The organism is Nocardia araoensis NBRC 100135 (genome assembly GCF_000308435.1).
GTDB classification, from domain to species: Bacteria; Actinomycetota; Actinomycetes; order Mycobacteriales; family Mycobacteriaceae; genus Nocardia; species Nocardia araoensis.
Window position 1 is genome coordinate 58,302 of the sequence record NZ_BAFR01000218.1, and the last position, 15,959, is coordinate 74,260.

Sequence of the window (15,959 nt, forward strand, 5' to 3'; positions counted from 1 at the left end):
GGTATGTGATCACCGCCGGTTCGCGAAAGAGCTGGGCTGGCAGCGGATATGCGACGTTGCTCCGGGCGGTTTCTGCGGCATAATCGCGGGGGTACCGTTCTCGGGCGGTAACAGCAGCCGGGGAGACGGGGAGGGAGGACGCGATGCGGCCCGGTCTTCCGGACGGGCACAGTGGTGCACCGGAACACGACGGTTCGCTCGGCAATAGCCGACGCACCGCGCTCACTTGCGCCGCCGTCCTTGCCGTAGCGGATCTACTAGGCGTCGACGCCGCCTCGGTGTCGACCAACTCACCCTTTACCGATCTCGGCCTCGGTTCCACTCAGCTCGCGAGGCTGACCGCCCACCTCGAGGACGCCATGGGAGTCGAAGTTCCGCTCACCGCGATCTACGACCATCCGGACATCGAACAGCTTGTCGAGTATCTCGCGATGCGATGAGCAGCGCGGCTACTGATCCCGTCGGCTCGCATCCCCCCGTCTCCATCATCGGCATCGGCTGCCGCCTGCCGGGAGCGGCGAGCGTCGCCGAGTTCTGGCAGCTGTTGCTCGCGGGCGGAGACGCCACGTCCACCCCGCCCGCGGGGCGGCTGGGCTCGCGGCGCGGCGGGTACCTGGCGGATGTCGAGTCCTTCGACAACGACTGGTTCGCCATCTCCGACCGCGAGGCCGCGGTGATGGATCCGCAGCAGCGGCTCGCGCTGGAAGTCGCGGTCGAGGCGATCGACGACGCCGGGATCGGCTATCGCACGCTGGGTTCCGGCGCGGCCGTCGTCTTCGGCGCGTCGGGGTACGACCACGGCATCGCGGTGCTCGGCCGGGCGGGGCACGACGCCCCCTACGCGGTGACCGGGTCGGCGCTCAGCATCATCGCCAATCGGTTGTCGTACGTGCTCGACCTGCACGGCCCGAGCCTGGTACTCGACAGCGCCTGCTCGTCCTCGCTCGCCGCGGTGGACCTCGCGGTCCGGCTGCTCGCCGACGGCGCCGTCCCGTTCGCCATCGTGGGCGGCGTCAATCTCGTGTTGCTGGAACACACGTCGAACTACTTGGCCGAGGGCGGCTTCCTGTCGCCCGGTGGACGATCGACGCCGTTCGACGTCACCGCGGACGGCTACACCCGCGGCGACGGCTGCGCCGTGGTGGTGCTGCAACGCAGCGCGGACGCGGTACGCGAGGGAAACCGGGTGTACGCGGAGATCGTCGGAACCGCCGTCGGATCCGACGGGCGCTCGAACGGCCTGTACGCGCCGAACGGCCGCGCGCAGCAGGACACGTTGCGCGCCGCGTGGTCGCGGGCCGGGCGCACGCCGAGCAGCGCGGGCTACATCGAATGTCACGGCACCGGAACGCCTCTGGGCGACGCGGTGGAGGTCGGCGCGCTCGCCGCCGCGCTCGGCGACGGCGCGGACGATCCGATCTGGATCGGTTCGGTGAAGTCCAATATCGGGCACCTGGAGGCCGCCGCCGGAATCACCGGGATGGTGAAGACCGCCCTGTCCATCCACAACGGGGTGATCGCCCCGACCATCAACGTGCACACCGAGCATCCACTGCTGCACTTGGCCGAGCGCGGCCTGCGCGTGCCCACCGAGCCGGTGGACTGGAGCCGGGTCGCCGCGCCGGAGCGCGTGGCCGGCGTCAGCTCGTTCGGATTCGGCGGCACGATCGCGCACCTCGTGCTCCGCGGCGTCGCGCAGCCGCGGCCCGAACTCGACGCGCACTTCCCGATACTGCTGCCGCTCACCGCACGCGACGACGAGGAACTGCGCGAGCGCGCGTTGCGACTGGCCGACGAAGTGGATCGGGCGTCTTTGCCCGAATCGGCCGCCGCGGCGGCCCGAGCGCTGCCCGAGCCGACCCGTGCCGCGATCCTGGCGCACGATCCCGCCGACGCGGTGCACCGGCTGCGCACGCTCGGCCGCGGCGACACCGACGCGGCGCTGGGACCCGTGACGAACCGCCGCCGCGGCGGGCTGTTGTTCCTGTTCTCCGGTCAAGGCGGCCAGCATCCGAAGATGGGCCGCGCGCTGGCGGCGCGGTATCCGGTCTTCGCCGCCGCACTCGCCGAGGCGACCGACGCGATCGTGACGGCGGGCGGACCGCGGGTCTGGACGCCGCGTCACGGTTTCACCTCCGCGGGCGAGGCGCAGACCACCGATCTGGTGCAGCCCGCGTTGTTCGCGTTCCAGGTGGCACTGGTGAAATTGCTGGCGGCCTGGGGGATCCGTCCCGACGCGGTGGCGGGCCACAGTCTCGGCGAGGTCGCGGCGGCGGCGGTGAGCGGTGCGCTGACCCTCGCGGACGCGGCGCGCGTGGTGGTGCTCCGCAGCGCGACGCTGGCGCATCTGGACGGGCGCGGCGCGATGGCGGTGCTGGAGGCGGCCCCGGACGAAGCGGCCAAACTCGTGGAGCCGATGCGGTCCGAAGTGGCCGTGGCCGCGATCAACGGCCCGAGGTCGGTGGTCGTGTCCGGCACACCGCGCTACATCGACACGCTGGTGCGGCGCGCGAACCGCCGCAACATGTTCGCGCGCAGGCTCGCGGTCGACTTCGCCGCACACAGCCCGCAGGTCACCACCGTGCTCGCGCCTTTCGTCACGGCGTTGACCGAGATCACCCCGCTGACGCCGCGCCTGCCGGTGTATTCGACGGCGCGGCGCGGCGCGAAACTCACCACCGCCGCCATGGACCGCGACTACTGGGCGGAGAATGCCGCGGGCACGGTGGAACTGGCGGCCGCACTGGAGCACGCGGCCGAAGACGGCATCGCCACCGTGGTGGAGATCGGGCCGCATCCGGTATTGCTCACGGCGGTGCGGGAGTACCCGGACTTCCGCGACGGCACGCATGCCGTGGCGCTGCGCGACGACGAGGCCCGCGGCTTCCTCACCGGCGTGGCCGGGCTGTACCTGGAGGGGCGGCCGGTCGACTGGTCCGCGCTCGGCCCCTACGGCACGCCCGCGCCGCGGCGGTGGCGCAAGCGGAAATTCCCGCTGCTGGTGGCCGGGCCCGCGAGCGCGCACGTCCCCGAATCCGCCTTCGCCGCCGAGGATCTGGCGCATCATGTGGTGCAAGGCGACAACATCGTGCCCGCCGTCTTCTGGCTGCGGAGGCTGCTGCACGTCGCCAGGGACACCGCGGGTACGGCCACCCTGGCCGACTTCGCCGTGCACGAGAGGACCGATCCGAGCGCCCTGCCCGAGGTCGTCTATCGCGGGCCGGGAACGGAGGAAAGCGTACGGGCGGAGGTCACGGGCACCGGAACGCTGGCTTCGGCCCGGCCCGCCGGTGACCCCACACCCGCGGATATCGTCGCATGGATGCGGGTGGTCGACGCAAATCGGGCCGCCAGGCATCACATGCGCGTCATCACCACCGGCGTCTTCTACCAGGAATTGCGCCGCAGGCGGCTGGAGTACGGTCCCCGGTTCCGCACGCTGCGCGGCGTCGCCGCGGGCACCGGACGGGCGCTCGGCCTGTTCGACGCCGCCGAATTGCATCGCACCGCAACGCTGGACGGCTGCCTGCACGTGCTCGCCGCTGCGGCGTTCGACGAATTGCCCGCGACGTCGATACCGCTGCCGATCGGCATCGACTCGGCCTGGCTGTCACACGAACCGAATCGCCACGTACTCGAGGTACACGCATTGGTCCGCGAGCGCGCCGACACCGGACTGATCGGCGACGTCATCGCGACCGATCAGCACGGCGTGCCCTGTCTGGCCCTCTGCGGTGTGCACATTCGCTACGCCGACCCCGCCGACGAGGAGGGGCTCGTCGCCCTTCGCGCGGCGCCTGCCGAACACGAGACGCGCAACGCTCTTTTCCGCCAGGAGGCCTGGGAGTCGCGTGATCCCGGTTCGCTCGGGCTCGGCGACGCATCCGAGACCCGCGTGCGGCGCGCGGTGGTGGTCGGCGCCTCCGACCTCGCCGTCCGGCTCGCTCGCGCGCTGGACGCCGAACTGCCGACCGAACGGATCGCGCGGGAGCCGGACGACGCGAGCCCGCTCGTCGGCGCGGTACTGGCCGGGCGGAGCGGCCACGCCGTAGTCGCCATCTGGCCCACCGGTTCCGGCATGAGCGAGGGCAAGAACCCCGCGGCTGCCTCCGGTCGTGTGCTCGAACTGCTGCAACTGATCTGCGCGCACGACACCACCGCCACCGTGACGGTCGTGCTGCCGCGGGAGAACCGCGCGCTTCCGCGGCCCGACGAGCCCGCCGTGGCGGCTTCGGTCGTCGCAGCGGCCATCGCCGGGCTGGTGCGTTCGCTCCAACTGGAGACGGGTCGCCCGGTGCGCCTGGTCTGGGCCGATCTCGATCCCAGGAACCTGCCGCTGCTCACTCGTCTGGTGACGACCACCGACAGCGCGGTTCCGGACGAACTGCGCCTGTCGGCGGGCGAGATCGCCGTGCGGCGCTTCCCGCCGGCGCGCCCGCGTGCCGTGCCCGCCGTCGGCGTCGACGCGAGCGGAACATACGTCGTCACCGGCGGGCTGGGCACGCTCGGCTCGGTCGCCGTGCGCTGGTTGCTCGATGCGGGCGCGCGCGACGTGGTGGTGCTGACCCGGGCGCCGCGCCCGGTACCCGCGCTGCTCGACGGCTTGGAGGACCGCATCGTCGTGGTGCGCTGCGATGCCGCCGACCGCGACGACCTGGCCAACGCGCTCAGCGACATCCGAGCCTCCGACTCGGTGATCCGCGGCGTCGTGCACGCGGCGGGCGTGCTGGAGGACGCCGGGTTCGACGCGGTCACCGCGGGCCAGCTGGCCAGGACGTTCCTGCCCAAATCCACCGCGGCGGGCAATCTGATCGAACTCACCGCGACCGACGACACCGACTTCGTGCTGCTGTTCTCCTCGGCCACCGGTGCCCTCGGTGCGCCGGGGCAGGCCGCGTACGCCGCCGCCAACGCGGCGATGGACGCGCTCGCACAGCGTGATCCGGGCCGACGGATCCTCAGCATCGGCTGGGGCCTCTGGGATGCCGGCCTCGCCGCTGCGGCAGGCGGCGCGAACCACCTGCGGCGAGCGGGCATCGGCGCGTTCGACTTGCCAGGAGGAAGCGCCGTACTGTCCCAGGTCCTGCGCTATGACGGCCCTTACTTACTGGCGCTGGAGCATACGCCGACGGCCGATACTTCCCCGATCGCGATGCGCTTGACGAACCTGCTCGTGCCCGTGGCTCGTTCCGGCCCCGCGTCCAGCCCGGTCACGACGAGCGAGCGCCCGCCCGAGCCCGTCGAACCGCTGACCACGACGATCCGCCGGGTCCTGGCGAGCACGCTCGATCTGCCCGCCGAGCGCATCGACCCCGCGGCCGACTTCAACGACCTCGGGCTCAGCTCGCTGCTCGCGATCGAAATGCGACGAAACCTGGAATCGCGACTGCGTGTCCGCATCGCGACCGCCGAGTTGTTCAAGCACCCCACCATCACCGCCCTCGGCGCCGCCCTGCTGGACCGGGTCACCGCGAGCACCGGAGACCCCACGTGAGCCACGGCGACCACCCGGCGGGGAATGGTCTCGCGACATCGGTGGCCGCGTGGGCCGCCACCCGGCCGGACGAGCCCGCTTTCACCGAACTGCGGTTCCGCCTCCAGGAGCGCAAGCCCGTCACGCTGACCTACGCGCGCCTGCATGCCGCGGCGGGCGCGCTGGCCGCACGACTGCGGCAGGAAAGCGCGCCCGGCGACCGGGTGGGCATCCTCTGCGCGCACGGCATCGATTACGCGGTGGCTTTTCTCGCCTGCCTGTACAGCAATCGGGTCGCGGTGCCGCTGTTCCCGGCCGCGGGCGCACGCAACCGCGGCCGCCTGCACGCCGTCCTTGCCGATGCCCGGCCCACGCTCAGCCTGCTCTCCGCGCACGACGAGATCACTGCGCCGATGCTGGGCGCCGCCCTGGGCCGCGCACTCACCTTGCCTGCGAATCCATCACGGCCCGAACAGGATTCGGCCGCGCACATCGCGATGGCGACGGCGAACGCGGCCGATCCGATGGCGGGATCACTGGCGACGCGGTTCGTCGCGCCCGGCACTCGGCCGGTCACGGATTCAGCGGTCATCGATCCGGTGCGCGACGAGCTGGCCTATCTCCAGTACACCTCCGGATCGACGAAGTCTCCCGCCGGCGTACGGGTCACCCACGAGAATATCGCCACGGCGTTGACGCAACTCGGGCATGCCGTGTCGGTCGCGGACGATCGGCCGATCGTGACCTGGCTGCCGTTCTTTCACGACATGGGTCTGATCCTCGGCCTTTCGCTGCCGCTGTTCCTGGGCGTGCACGGCATCACGCTGGCCCCGGCGGAGTTCGTGAAGCGCCCCATCCGCTGGCTGCGCGCGATCGCCGACTACCGCGCCGGCACCACGGGATGCCCCAATTTCGGACTGAAACTCGCGGTGTCCGGCACCGTCCCCGCCGAGCGGGCCGGGCTGGACCTGTCCGGATTGGACCTCGTGCTCAACGGCTCGGAGCCGGTCCGCGCCGACGCACTCGAGGAGTTCACCGCGACCTTCGCCCCTTACGGTTTCCGCCATCACGCGCACACCCCTGGCTTCGGCCTGGCCGAGGCCACCCTCACGGTCACCGTCTGCGACCAGCGCGAGAACCCGGTATGGCACCGTTTCGACCGGGCCGCACTGTCGGAAGGACGCGCGGTCGCGCTGCCCGAAGATGCGGCGGGATCTTCGGATGGCGTGCCGCTGGTCGGCTGCGGCGCACCGGCCGGACAGCAACTGCGGATCGTCGATCCGGAGACCGGGACCGTGCTGCCCGCCGGACGCGTCGGCGAGATCTGGGCGGCCGGAGACAATGTGTGCGACGGATATTTCGGCCGGCCGGATGCCACGGCGGAGATATTCGGCGCCACTCTGCCGGGAAGCGCCGCCCGCTGGCTGCGCACCGGCGATCTCGGGTTCCGGTACGAGGGCCAGCTCTACATCGCAGGCCGCCGCAAAGACGTCATCGTGGTGGACGGACGCAATCACTATCCCGCCGACATCGAGGCGACGGTACAAACATGCGCCCCCGAGGTCCGGCCCGGTCACGTGACGGCGTTCGGGCACGACGACGGGTTGCGCGAAGACCTGGTCGTGGTCGCCGAACTCGGCACGGTCGAGGGCCGGGAGCCGATCGACCTGTTCGCCATGGCCCGGCGCATCCGCACCGCGGTCGCGTCGACCCACGAGGTGATGCCCCGTGCGGTACTGCTCGTGGAGCCAGGACGAATTCCCAAGACCAGCAGCGGAAAGCTCCGCCGCGGCGAGTGCAGGGCGCGTTATCTGGCGGGCCACCTCGGTCCGGTGGCCATGATCTGACCGGGGGTCGCCGGCTTTCGCTCAGTGCTCGTCTCGACCCATGAGCCGATCGGTCTCGCGGCGCTCACGCTTGGTCGGCCGTCCCGCGCCGCGGTCGCGGCGGGGCATACTCGCCAGGATTTCGCGCGGGGGAGGGGGCGGACTGCGATCGATCAGGCATTGCGCGGCGAACGGGGCGCCGACGCGCTTGGTGACGATCCGCTCCACGATGACAATGCGCTCGATACCGCCGACGCGGACGCGCACCTCGTCACCGGGACGCACCGGCTGCGCGGGCTTGGCCGTAGCGCCGTTCACCCGAACGTGCCCGCCACGACATGCCTCGGCGGCGGCCGATCTGGTCTTGAACAGGCGCACCGCCCAGGTCCACGAATCGACGCGGGCCTGGGTCGCGGTGCTCTGGATGCCGGATTCGGCGCGGGCCACTCGTTAGACGATACGGCGTGCGGTGACCACCATGTCGGGGCGCAGCGGCGTGTAGGACACCGGCGTACCCGTCTGCACCGCGTTGAGCAGCTTGTTGTCACCTGCGTAGATGCCGACGTGACCGCCGCCGTTGGTGATGACGATGTCACCCGGCTTCAGCTCGTTGTAGGCGACCGGAGCGCCGACGTGCGACTGCTCGAAGCTGGTGCGGGGCAGCTCGACACCCGCCTGGCGGAACGCCCACTGGACGAGGCCGGAGCAGTCGAAGGAACGGGGACCCGCCGCGCCCCAGGAGTACTGGGCGCCGACCTTGCTCTTGGCGGCGTCGAGGGCGATGTCGCCCGGGGAGTTGTTCTGCTGCTGACCGAACAGGCCCGGCAGCATGGGCGCGAAGTTGGGCGCCTGGGGAGCGACCTCTTGCGGCGCCTGGGCGGGGGCGGCGGGAACGGCCGCGAGCGCCTGCTGGATCTGCTGATTGAGCTGCTGGACCGGCTGTTCCCACTCCTGCGGAACGTCGAAATTGCCGACACCGGGAACGTTGATGGTCGCGGCCATGGCCGGAATCGCGGGCATGGCGCCGGTCGCGGCCACCGCACCCATGACAATCGCACCCTTGACGGAATTCGGAACCCGAGAATCCCGTTGCAAGCTGTGTTTACCCACCGAGCTACGTCTCCGATCTTGCTGCTCTCCCGCCGACCGGGTTAGCTGACGGGTTCGGGCCGGGAGATCGGCCCTACCTCGCGACCGGAATCGGCCTCGAGGATTCACCCCAGACGAACCTGTGGGTCCCCGGCACAGCAGCCGAGACCAGTTGGCCCCGACAGCCGTTAAGGCGGTAACTAGTGGCGCCGTTTCTCTTACGAAGCGACTGGTTCCACTAAGTCACGAAGAGATTACGGTGCCGACGCGATGTTGTCCAGCGCACAGAGCTGCATCTTTTCGATCACAGCGGGAACGCCGCTTCGATCGGTGGGAAACGGCCGCCGGGAAAGGTCACGAACCGATCTCACCGAGCGGTCGCGAGGTCACCGAACGGAGAACGCCGGGCCTGTCCACCACTCGGCTCAGCGCCGCGTCCCGTGCACCGCGCGCTCGAGCTCGTCGATCCTGCGGCGCGCTTCCGCCAGCTCGACCTCCAGCTTGCCGAGCGCCATGACCAGCGGGCCCACCGCGAGATCGGCGACCAATTGGGGATCGTCGTAGCCGCGTTCGATCGCGACGAGGATGTTGGACCGGATGCGTTCGGCCACCGTGGCGCCCGCCGGAACGTTCCAGGACCCGACGACTTCGGCGAGGCCGGCGAGAGGTGGTTCGTCGGACATGCCCCTCCGTTCCCGCGCTGCGTGCCGCGCGACCATTCTGGCGAACCGCCACCAGCCTGGCGAACCGGCGGCGAGAGCAATAGTGCCCTACGAAACGCTAGGGCTTTCTAGAACACGCCGTAGACGTACCCAGATTATCCCGACGAAACGCGCTACGGTGTCGGGGCATGGACCCCGTGCGGAATCCGTATGCCCCCGGGGCGGGACAGCGCCCGCCCGAATTGGCCGGGCGCGACAAGCAACTCACGGCTTTCGACATCGTGCTCGAACGCGTCGCGCGTGGTCGGCCGGAACGCAGCGTCATGCTCACCGGCCTGCGCGGCGTCGGAAAGACGGTGCTGCTCAACCAGCTTCGCTCGGCCGCGATATCGCGCGGCTGGGGCACCGGCAAGATCGAGGCGCGCCCGGACCAGGAACTGCGCCGCCCGCTGTCCTCGGCGCTGCACATGGCGGCGCGGGCGATCGCCACGGCGCACCGCAATCCGGAACGAGTGGACGACTTCCTCGGCATCCTCAAGGCTTTCGCGCTGCGAGCCACCGCGGACAAGGGCATGCGGGAACGCTGGCAACCCGGCATCGACGTACCGGCGGTGAGCGGCAGGGCCGATTCCGGTGACATCGAGATCGACCTGGTGGAACTGCTGGTCGAGGCGGCGGCGCTGGCCGGTGACATCGGCGTCGGCATCGCGATCTTCATCGACGAGATGCAGGATCTCGGGCCCGCCGACATCTCCGCGATCTGCGGCGCGTGCCACGAGCTGAGCCAGGACGCCGCGCCGCTGATCGTGGTCGGCGCGGGCCTGCCACACCTGCCCGCCGTACTGTCCGCCTCGAAGAGCTATTCGGAGCGACTATTCAGCTATCACCGCATCGACCGCTTGGACCGGGAATCGGCCGACCAAGCGCTGATCGCGCCCGCCCAGCGTGAAGACGTGAAGTTCACCGACGAGGCGTTGGACGCGCTGTACAGCAAGGCCGATGGCTACCCGTATTTCGTGCAGGCGTACGGCAAGGCCGCGTGGGATCAGGCGCCGGAGAGTCCGATCACGGCCGAGGATGTCGAGGTGGCCTCGCCCGCCGCCGAGGAGGAACTGGCGGTCGGATTCTTCGGCTCCCGTTACGAGCGGGCTACACCCGCGGAACGCGAATACATGCGCGCCATGGCGGACCTCTCCGGTGACGACGGCCCGGTGGCGACCGCCGCGGTGGCCAACGAACTCGGCCGCAAGCCGGCTTCGCTGTCGCCCGCCCGCGACGGCCTGATCAAGAAAGGTCTCATCTATTCGGCCGAGCGCGGCACGATCGGATTCACGGTGCCGCACTTCGGCCGCTATCTGCGCTCGGTCTGAGCCCCGCACGCGGCGGTTGCCGACTATTCGCTTCTCTTTCAAGATCAATAGATATTCGTAGATTTCTCTCGACCAGCAGGCCTACCGATGAGTAACAAACCCTCCTACACTCGGATGTGATCCTGATCACGTCCGAGGGAGGACATCATGGCGACAGCCGCGAAAGTCGACGCCACCGAAGAACAGGCCCGCGCACTGGTCGAGGAGTCCCGCGAAACGAGCTGGGCCAAGCCGTCCTTCGCCAAGGAGATGTTCCTGGGACGGTTCCGGCTCGATCTGATCCATCCGTATCCACAGCCCGGCCCCGAAGAGACCGAGCGCACCGAGGCGTTCCTGTCCCGGCTCCGGACGCTGTGCGAGTCCATGGACGGGTCGGTGATCGAAGCGGAGAGCCGGATCCCGGACGAGTACGTCAAGGGCTTGGCCGAAGTCGGTTGCTTCGGCTTGAAGATCCCACAATCGTATGGCGGCCAGGGGCTTTCCCAGTACGGCTACAACCGAGCGCTGATGCTGGTCGGCTCGACGCACCCGAGCCTCGGCGTCCTGCTCTCCGCGCATCAGTCCATCGGAGTGCCGGAACCGCTCAAACTGGCGGGCACCGACGAGCAGAAAGCCGAATTCCTGCCCCGCTGCGCGGCCGGGGCGGTGAGCGCGTTCCTGCTCACCGAGCCCGATGTGGGCTCCGACCCGGCCAGGATGGCCAGCACCGCGACGCCGACCGAAGACGGCGAGGCCTACGTGCTCAACGGCGTGAAGCTGTGGACGACCAACGGCGTGGTCGCCGAGCTGCTGGTGGTGATGGCGCGCGTGCCCAAGAGCGAGGGGCACCGCGGCGGCATCTCGGCGTTCGTGGTCGAAGCCGACTCACCGGGCATCACCGTGGAGCGGCGCAACTCGTTCATGGGCTTGCGCGGCATCGAGAACGGCCTGACCCGGATGCACAACGTCCGGGTACCCAAGCGCAACTTGATCGGCCGCGAGGGCGACGGCCTCAAGATCGCGCTCACCACCCTGAACGCGGGCAGGCTCGCCATCCCCGCGTTGTGCACCGCCGCCGCCAAGTGGTCGTTGAAGATCGCGCGGGAGTGGAGCACCCAGCGGGTGCAGTGGGGCAGGCCGGTCGGCGAGCACGCGGCCGTCGGCCAGAAGATCGCGTTCATCGCGGCGACCACGTTCGCGCTGGAGGCGGCGCTCGATCTGTCGGCCACCATGTCCGACGAGGGCCGCAACGACATCCGGATCGAAGCGGCGCTGGCCAAACTGTGGGCCAGCGAGATGAGCTGCCGGATCGCCGACGAGCTCGTGCAGATCCGCGGTGGCCGCGGCTACGAGACGGCGGCTTCACTGGCCGCGCGGGGCGAACGGGCCGTCCCCGCCGAACAGTTGGTGCGCGATCTGCGGATCAACCGCATCTTCGAAGGCTCCAGCGAGATCATGCGGCTGTTGATCGCCAGGGAGATGGCCGACGCGCACATGGCGGCCGCGGGCGCGCTGGTCGACCGCAAGGCCGAGTTCAAAGACAAGGCGAAGGCCGCGGTCGGCGCGACGGGGTTCTACGCCAAGTGGTTCCCGCAGCTCGCGGTCGGAGCGGGTACGGTACCCGCGGCGTACACCGAATTCGGGGTGCTGGCCAGGCATTTGCGATTCGTCGAGCGCAGTGCGCGCAAGCAGGCCAGGTCGCTGATGTACGCGATGGGCCGCTGGCAAGCGGGCCTGGAGTACCGGCAGAACTTCCTCGGCCGGATCGTCGACATCGGCGCCGAGCTGTTCGCGATGTCGGCTGCCTGCGTGCGGGCCCACGCGTTGCGCGCCGCGGGCGCGCCGGAGGGAAAGGCGGCCGAAGAGCTGGCGGACACCTTCTGTAGGCAGTCGCGGCTGCGCGTGCGTGAGTTGTTCGACGCGCTGTGGGAGAACACCGACGATGACGACCGCACCCTGACCCGAGGTGTGCTCGACGGCCGCTACGAATGGCTGGAGGAGGGCGTGCTCGACCCCAGCGAGGGCACCGGCCCATGGATCGCGGAGTGGCAGATGGGCCCGTCCACCGAGGAGAACCTGCTGCGTCCGTTCCTGCCGTCCACGCGGACTCGCGCGGAGGCCTGAGCGGCAGCGGACCCGCCGCACGCCCGGCCAGCGTGCGGCGGGCGGTCGCTCGCGAACTATTCGCCGATCTTGGGATTCTCCTAGAGAACCGCAGATTTTCCTCGCAGGCCGCGCGAGTGGGGTCGGCCGAACCGCGATCAAGGCAATCTAAAGGAATCTAGTCTTCGGCCAATCGTTTCGTAGATTTTCCTGTACATACGGAGGCGACAGCCTGATCGACCGGCAGCCTCGGTTGGACAACGTGTGCGTAACGGCGGGTGTGGCCGGTTAACGGCGCGGAAATCCAGTCCGACAACTGGGCAAGAGGCGCCGAACATGCGCCCCGCCCACAGGAGGGTGCCATGTCGATGACCATCGCCCGCCGCGCCGCCGATCACGACGGCCATCGCGTCACGGTGTCGGCCGGAGACGGTGTTCCGCTCGCGGTGCGCGTGTTCGGCGCCGACGACGCCGTCGCGACCGTCGTCTTCGTGCACGGCCACTGCCTGCGCGCCGAATCCTGGACCTCCATGCGCGAGCACCTGCTGCGGCAGTGGGGAGACGACACCAGGATGGTGTTCTACGACCACCGCGGCCACGGCGAATCCGGGGTGGCGCATCCGTCGACCTACACCATCGAGCAGCTCGGTCACGACCTGGACGCCGTATTGCGGACGGTCGCGCCGGCCGGTCCGGTGCTCCTGATCGGCCACTCGATGGGCGCGATGGTCGTGCTCGCCCACGCCCGGCTCTACCCGGAGGCCGTCGGCACGCGGGTCGCAGGCGTCGGATTGCTCGCGGGCGCGGCTGCCGGAATCACCGAGGTCGGGCTGGCGCGCCTGCTGAACCGACGGGCAGTGAACTCGCTGCAAGCGGCCGTCACACACGCCCCGCGGATGCTGCAGGCGTCCAGGCAGCTGACCCGTCGCCTGTTCACGCCGATCCTCCGCGAGGCCGAATTCGGCACCAAGAAGGCGAACCCGCGGATGGCCGCGCTGGCCACCGCGATGCTGAACGACACCCCGCTACTGACCATGGCCGGGTTCCTGCACTCGCTGATCACCTTCGACGAGACGGCGACCCTGCATCGCCTCGGCGCCATCCCCACACTGGTGCTGGCGGGCTCGGCGGACCTCATCTTCCCCTTCGCGCACTCGGTGGCACTGGCCTCTCAGCTGGCCGGTTCCGAACTGATCCGGCTGGAAGGCGCCGGGCACAGCGTGCTGCTCGAACGGGCCGAAGAGGTCGCTTCGTCCATCGTCGGACTCGCCGAGCGGGCATTCGCCGCGGCGCGCTCGGAGGCCGGGTACGCCGCCGCGGGCTGACCTTCAGCTATCGATCGGCAACCATCAGATTTCGACCTCGCACGAGCCAGGATCGAATTCTTTCGGTACTGTGTTGTAGATCACGTTGTGTGGTGGGTCACACGGCTCGGTGCAGCGCGGTCCAAGGCAAACGGGCAACCGCGCATCTCGGCACCGAGTTCGCATGTCCGCCAGGGAATTCAGGAGGTATTGATGACTCGCAGCGAATTCGCGGAACTACGCTACGCGGTCGGCCAGCTCCGGCAATCCATCGGCGTACTCCGCACCCAGTACGGCGACGCCAGCACGGTGCGGCGGTTGGAGAACGACCTCGAGCGCCTCGTCATCGACGCCGACGAGCTCGAGCAGTCACCGCCGCCCGAGGTGCGGCACCGAGCGCAGGACGTCATCTACGTGCCGGACAGCAAGTCCGACGAGGCCGCGTGGATGGGCGCACAGGACGAGGGGTTGGGCTTCCACTCCCGTCCGCGGACGACGTAGTCCCCGGGTGGGCGGCGCGAGCCGCCCATCGCGTTGCCGCATGCCCGCCGAGTCGGCGGGCCTCCATGTGACCGAGTTCCCGCCGCGCATCGGCGACCGGGCGATCGCGCAGAGCACGACGGCGCCGTGACCGCACCGAGCGCGATGGCCTGCCGGACCCGCACCGGCCCTCCGCATGACAGTTCGTGCGGCGACTCGTCATGGTGCGCAGGCACCGGCCGAATACCGGGCGTGATGGAGGTACCGTCCGCCTCGATCCGAGCGCGGCAGTCGAGTCGCACCCCGCGCACCGGCGGGGCTTCCACCTGAAACGATCTCGCTGGTTACCGCGCCGAATGCGCGATTCTTCGCCTTCGCACAACAGTTGAAGAGGCAATTCCGGGCACTCGCGTTTCGCCTGCTCGAAACTCGTTTCACTCCCGCCGACTTCGAAAAGTCCGGTTGGCCCGTAACTCGATGCAGGGGAACGTGAGGCCTCCCCGATGTGGCGCAAATCATACAGTTGACGGCGGGGCGGGTTTGTCGAGACCCCGCTCGATCAATAGCGCGCGTGTCGTATGGTGCTCAGCATCACATTCGATTGCGGAGGTAACGATGACCACCCGCACACAAGATCAGCGAGGCATCCACCTGTGAGTGCCGCACCGACCGCCGCCCCCGAAGCGGGCACCGGCGTATTCAGCAGAACAAGGGCCCGAATCTCGGATCGCACGTTGCGCACCGACCGATGGTGGATCCCCCCACTCGTCACGGTGCTCGGGCTCGCCGCGTTCGTCATCTACGCGACGATCAGATCGTATGTGCGCACGGCATATTGGGTTCCGGACTACCACTACCTGACCCCGTTCTACTCACCGTGCCTGAGCACTTCCTGCGTCGAGGGCTCCAGCCACTTCGGCACCCCCTTCGGCGATCTACCCGCGATCCTGCCGCTCGGCTTCGTGGTGCTGCCCTTCCTGCTCGGCTTCCGCCTGACCTGCTACTACTACCGCAAGGCCTACTACCGGTCGGTGTGGTTCTCCCCGCCCGCCTGCGCCGTTGCCGAGCCGCACGCCAAGTACACCGGCGAGACCAGGCTGCCGCTGATCGTCCAGAACGCGCACCGCTACTTCTTCTATGTGGCCGTGGTGGTTTCGCTGATCAACACCTACGACGCCATCGTCGCCTTCCACGGCAAGACCGGCGGATTCGGTTTCGGCGTCGGCAATATCGTGCTGCTGGTCAACGTGATCCTGCTGTGGGCCTACACGCTGTCGTGCCACTCGTGCAGGCATATCGCGGGCGGACGGCTCAAGAACTTCTCCGCGCATCCGGTGCGCTACTGGTTCTGGACCCAGGTCTCCAAACTGAACACCCGGCACATGGCACTGGCCTGGACCACCCTCGGCACGCTCGTGCTGACCGACTTCTACGTCATGTTGGTTGCCAGCCAAACGATTTCGGACCTGCGGTTCATCGACTGACCGCCTCATCGAGGAGTTTCTCTGCATGGCAGAAGTGGAACGGCACAACTACGACGTCGTCGTGATCGGAGCGGGCGGCGCCGGACTGCGGGCGGTCATCGAAGCCAGGGAGCACGGCCTGTCCGTCGCGGTGGTGTGCAAGTCGCTGTTCGGCAAGGCGCACACCGTGATGGCCGAAGGCGGCTGCGC

The 15,959-nt window shown here is 69.3% G+C and carries 12 protein-coding genes and 1 riboswitch; of the genes, 9 read left to right on the top strand and 3 right to left on the bottom strand.

The window, feature by feature from the left end:
* Positions 1 to 143 precede the first annotated feature (143 nt).
* From ON21_RS29470 to ON21_RS29480, 3 genes are read left to right on the top strand one after another with little or no spacing between them, the layout of a single operon-like run.
* A complete protein-coding gene (locus ON21_RS29470) occupies positions 144 to 440 on the top strand; it encodes an acyl carrier protein (protein ID WP_051021465.1) in 297 nt (98 codons plus the stop codon).
* The gene (locus ON21_RS29475; RefSeq protein WP_039803234.1) at positions 437 to 5,494 is read left to right on the top strand and encodes a type I polyketide synthase; all 5,058 of its coding nucleotides are present in this window, start codon (positions 437 to 439) and stop codon (positions 5,492 to 5,494) included. Before ON21_RS29470 ends, ON21_RS29475 begins: the two co-directional genes overlap by 4 nt.
* Positions 5,491 to 7,320, top strand: coding sequence for a fatty acyl-AMP ligase (locus ON21_RS29480; RefSeq protein WP_039803235.1), 1,830 nt, complete (start codon positions 5,491 to 5,493; stop codon positions 7,318 to 7,320). The genes ON21_RS29475 and ON21_RS29480 overlap by 4 nt, the downstream gene beginning before the upstream one ends.
* Before the next feature lie 21 nt (positions 7,321 to 7,341).
* Here the strand turns inward: ON21_RS29480 and ON21_RS29485 are convergent, their stop codons facing one another.
* The 3 genes from ON21_RS29485 to ON21_RS29495 all read right to left on the bottom strand — a co-directional run bounded on the left by ON21_RS29485 (position 7,342) and on the right by ON21_RS29495 (position 9,071).
* On the bottom strand, positions 7,342 to 7,746 hold the full coding sequence (locus ON21_RS29485; RefSeq protein ID WP_245562784.1) for an RNA-binding S4 domain-containing protein: 405 nt from the start codon (positions 7,744 to 7,746) through the stop codon (positions 7,342 to 7,344).
* Between the two features lie 3 nt (positions 7,747 to 7,749).
* Positions 7,750 to 8,346 (bottom strand): C40 family peptidase, encoded by a 597-nt coding sequence (locus ON21_RS29490; RefSeq protein WP_051021466.1) that lies wholly within the window; start codon positions 8,344 to 8,346, stop codon positions 7,750 to 7,752.
* Positions 8,347 to 8,424: 78 nt separating this feature from the next.
* Positions 8,425 to 8,594: riboswitch (cyclic di-AMP (ydaO/yuaA leader) on the bottom strand.
* Between the two features lie 219 nt (positions 8,595 to 8,813).
* A complete protein-coding gene (locus ON21_RS29495) occupies positions 8,814 to 9,071 on the bottom strand; it encodes a hypothetical protein (protein ID WP_039803295.1) in 258 nt (85 codons plus the stop codon).
* Between the two features lie 167 nt (positions 9,072 to 9,238).
* Between ON21_RS29495 and ON21_RS29500 the strand changes: the two genes are divergently transcribed.
* From ON21_RS29500 to ON21_RS38760, 6 genes are all read left to right on the top strand, one after another.
* A complete protein-coding gene (locus ON21_RS29500; RefSeq protein ID WP_039803239.1) occupies positions 9,239 to 10,420 on the top strand; it encodes an ATP-binding protein in 1,182 nt (393 codons plus the stop codon).
* Positions 10,421 to 10,567: 147 nt separating this feature from the next.
* Positions 10,568 to 12,523 (top strand): acyl-CoA dehydrogenase family protein, encoded by a 1,956-nt coding sequence (locus ON21_RS29505; RefSeq protein WP_039803241.1) that lies wholly within the window; start codon positions 10,568 to 10,570, stop codon positions 12,521 to 12,523.
* A 347-nt stretch (positions 12,524 to 12,870) separates the two neighbouring features.
* On the top strand, positions 12,871 to 13,827 hold the full coding sequence (locus ON21_RS29510; protein ID WP_039803297.1) for an alpha/beta fold hydrolase: 957 nt from the start codon (positions 12,871 to 12,873) through the stop codon (positions 13,825 to 13,827).
* A gap of 192 nt (positions 13,828 to 14,019) precedes the next feature.
* Positions 14,020 to 14,307 carry an Rv0250c family protein gene (locus ON21_RS29515; protein WP_039803243.1) on the top strand — a complete coding sequence of 96 codons (288 nt, stop codon included), beginning with the start codon at positions 14,020 to 14,022 and terminating at the stop codon, positions 14,305 to 14,307.
* Between the two features lie 632 nt (positions 14,308 to 14,939).
* Positions 14,940 to 15,770, top strand: a complete 831-nt coding sequence (gene sdhC / locus ON21_RS29520; RefSeq protein WP_039803245.1) for a succinate dehydrogenase subunit SdhC — start codon at positions 14,940 to 14,942, stop codon at positions 15,768 to 15,770.
* A gap of 25 nt (positions 15,771 to 15,795) precedes the next feature.
* Positions 15,796 to 15,959, top strand: a 164-nt coding sequence (locus ON21_RS38760; protein WP_157171006.1) for an FAD-binding protein, incomplete at its 3' end; no start/stop codon positions are given.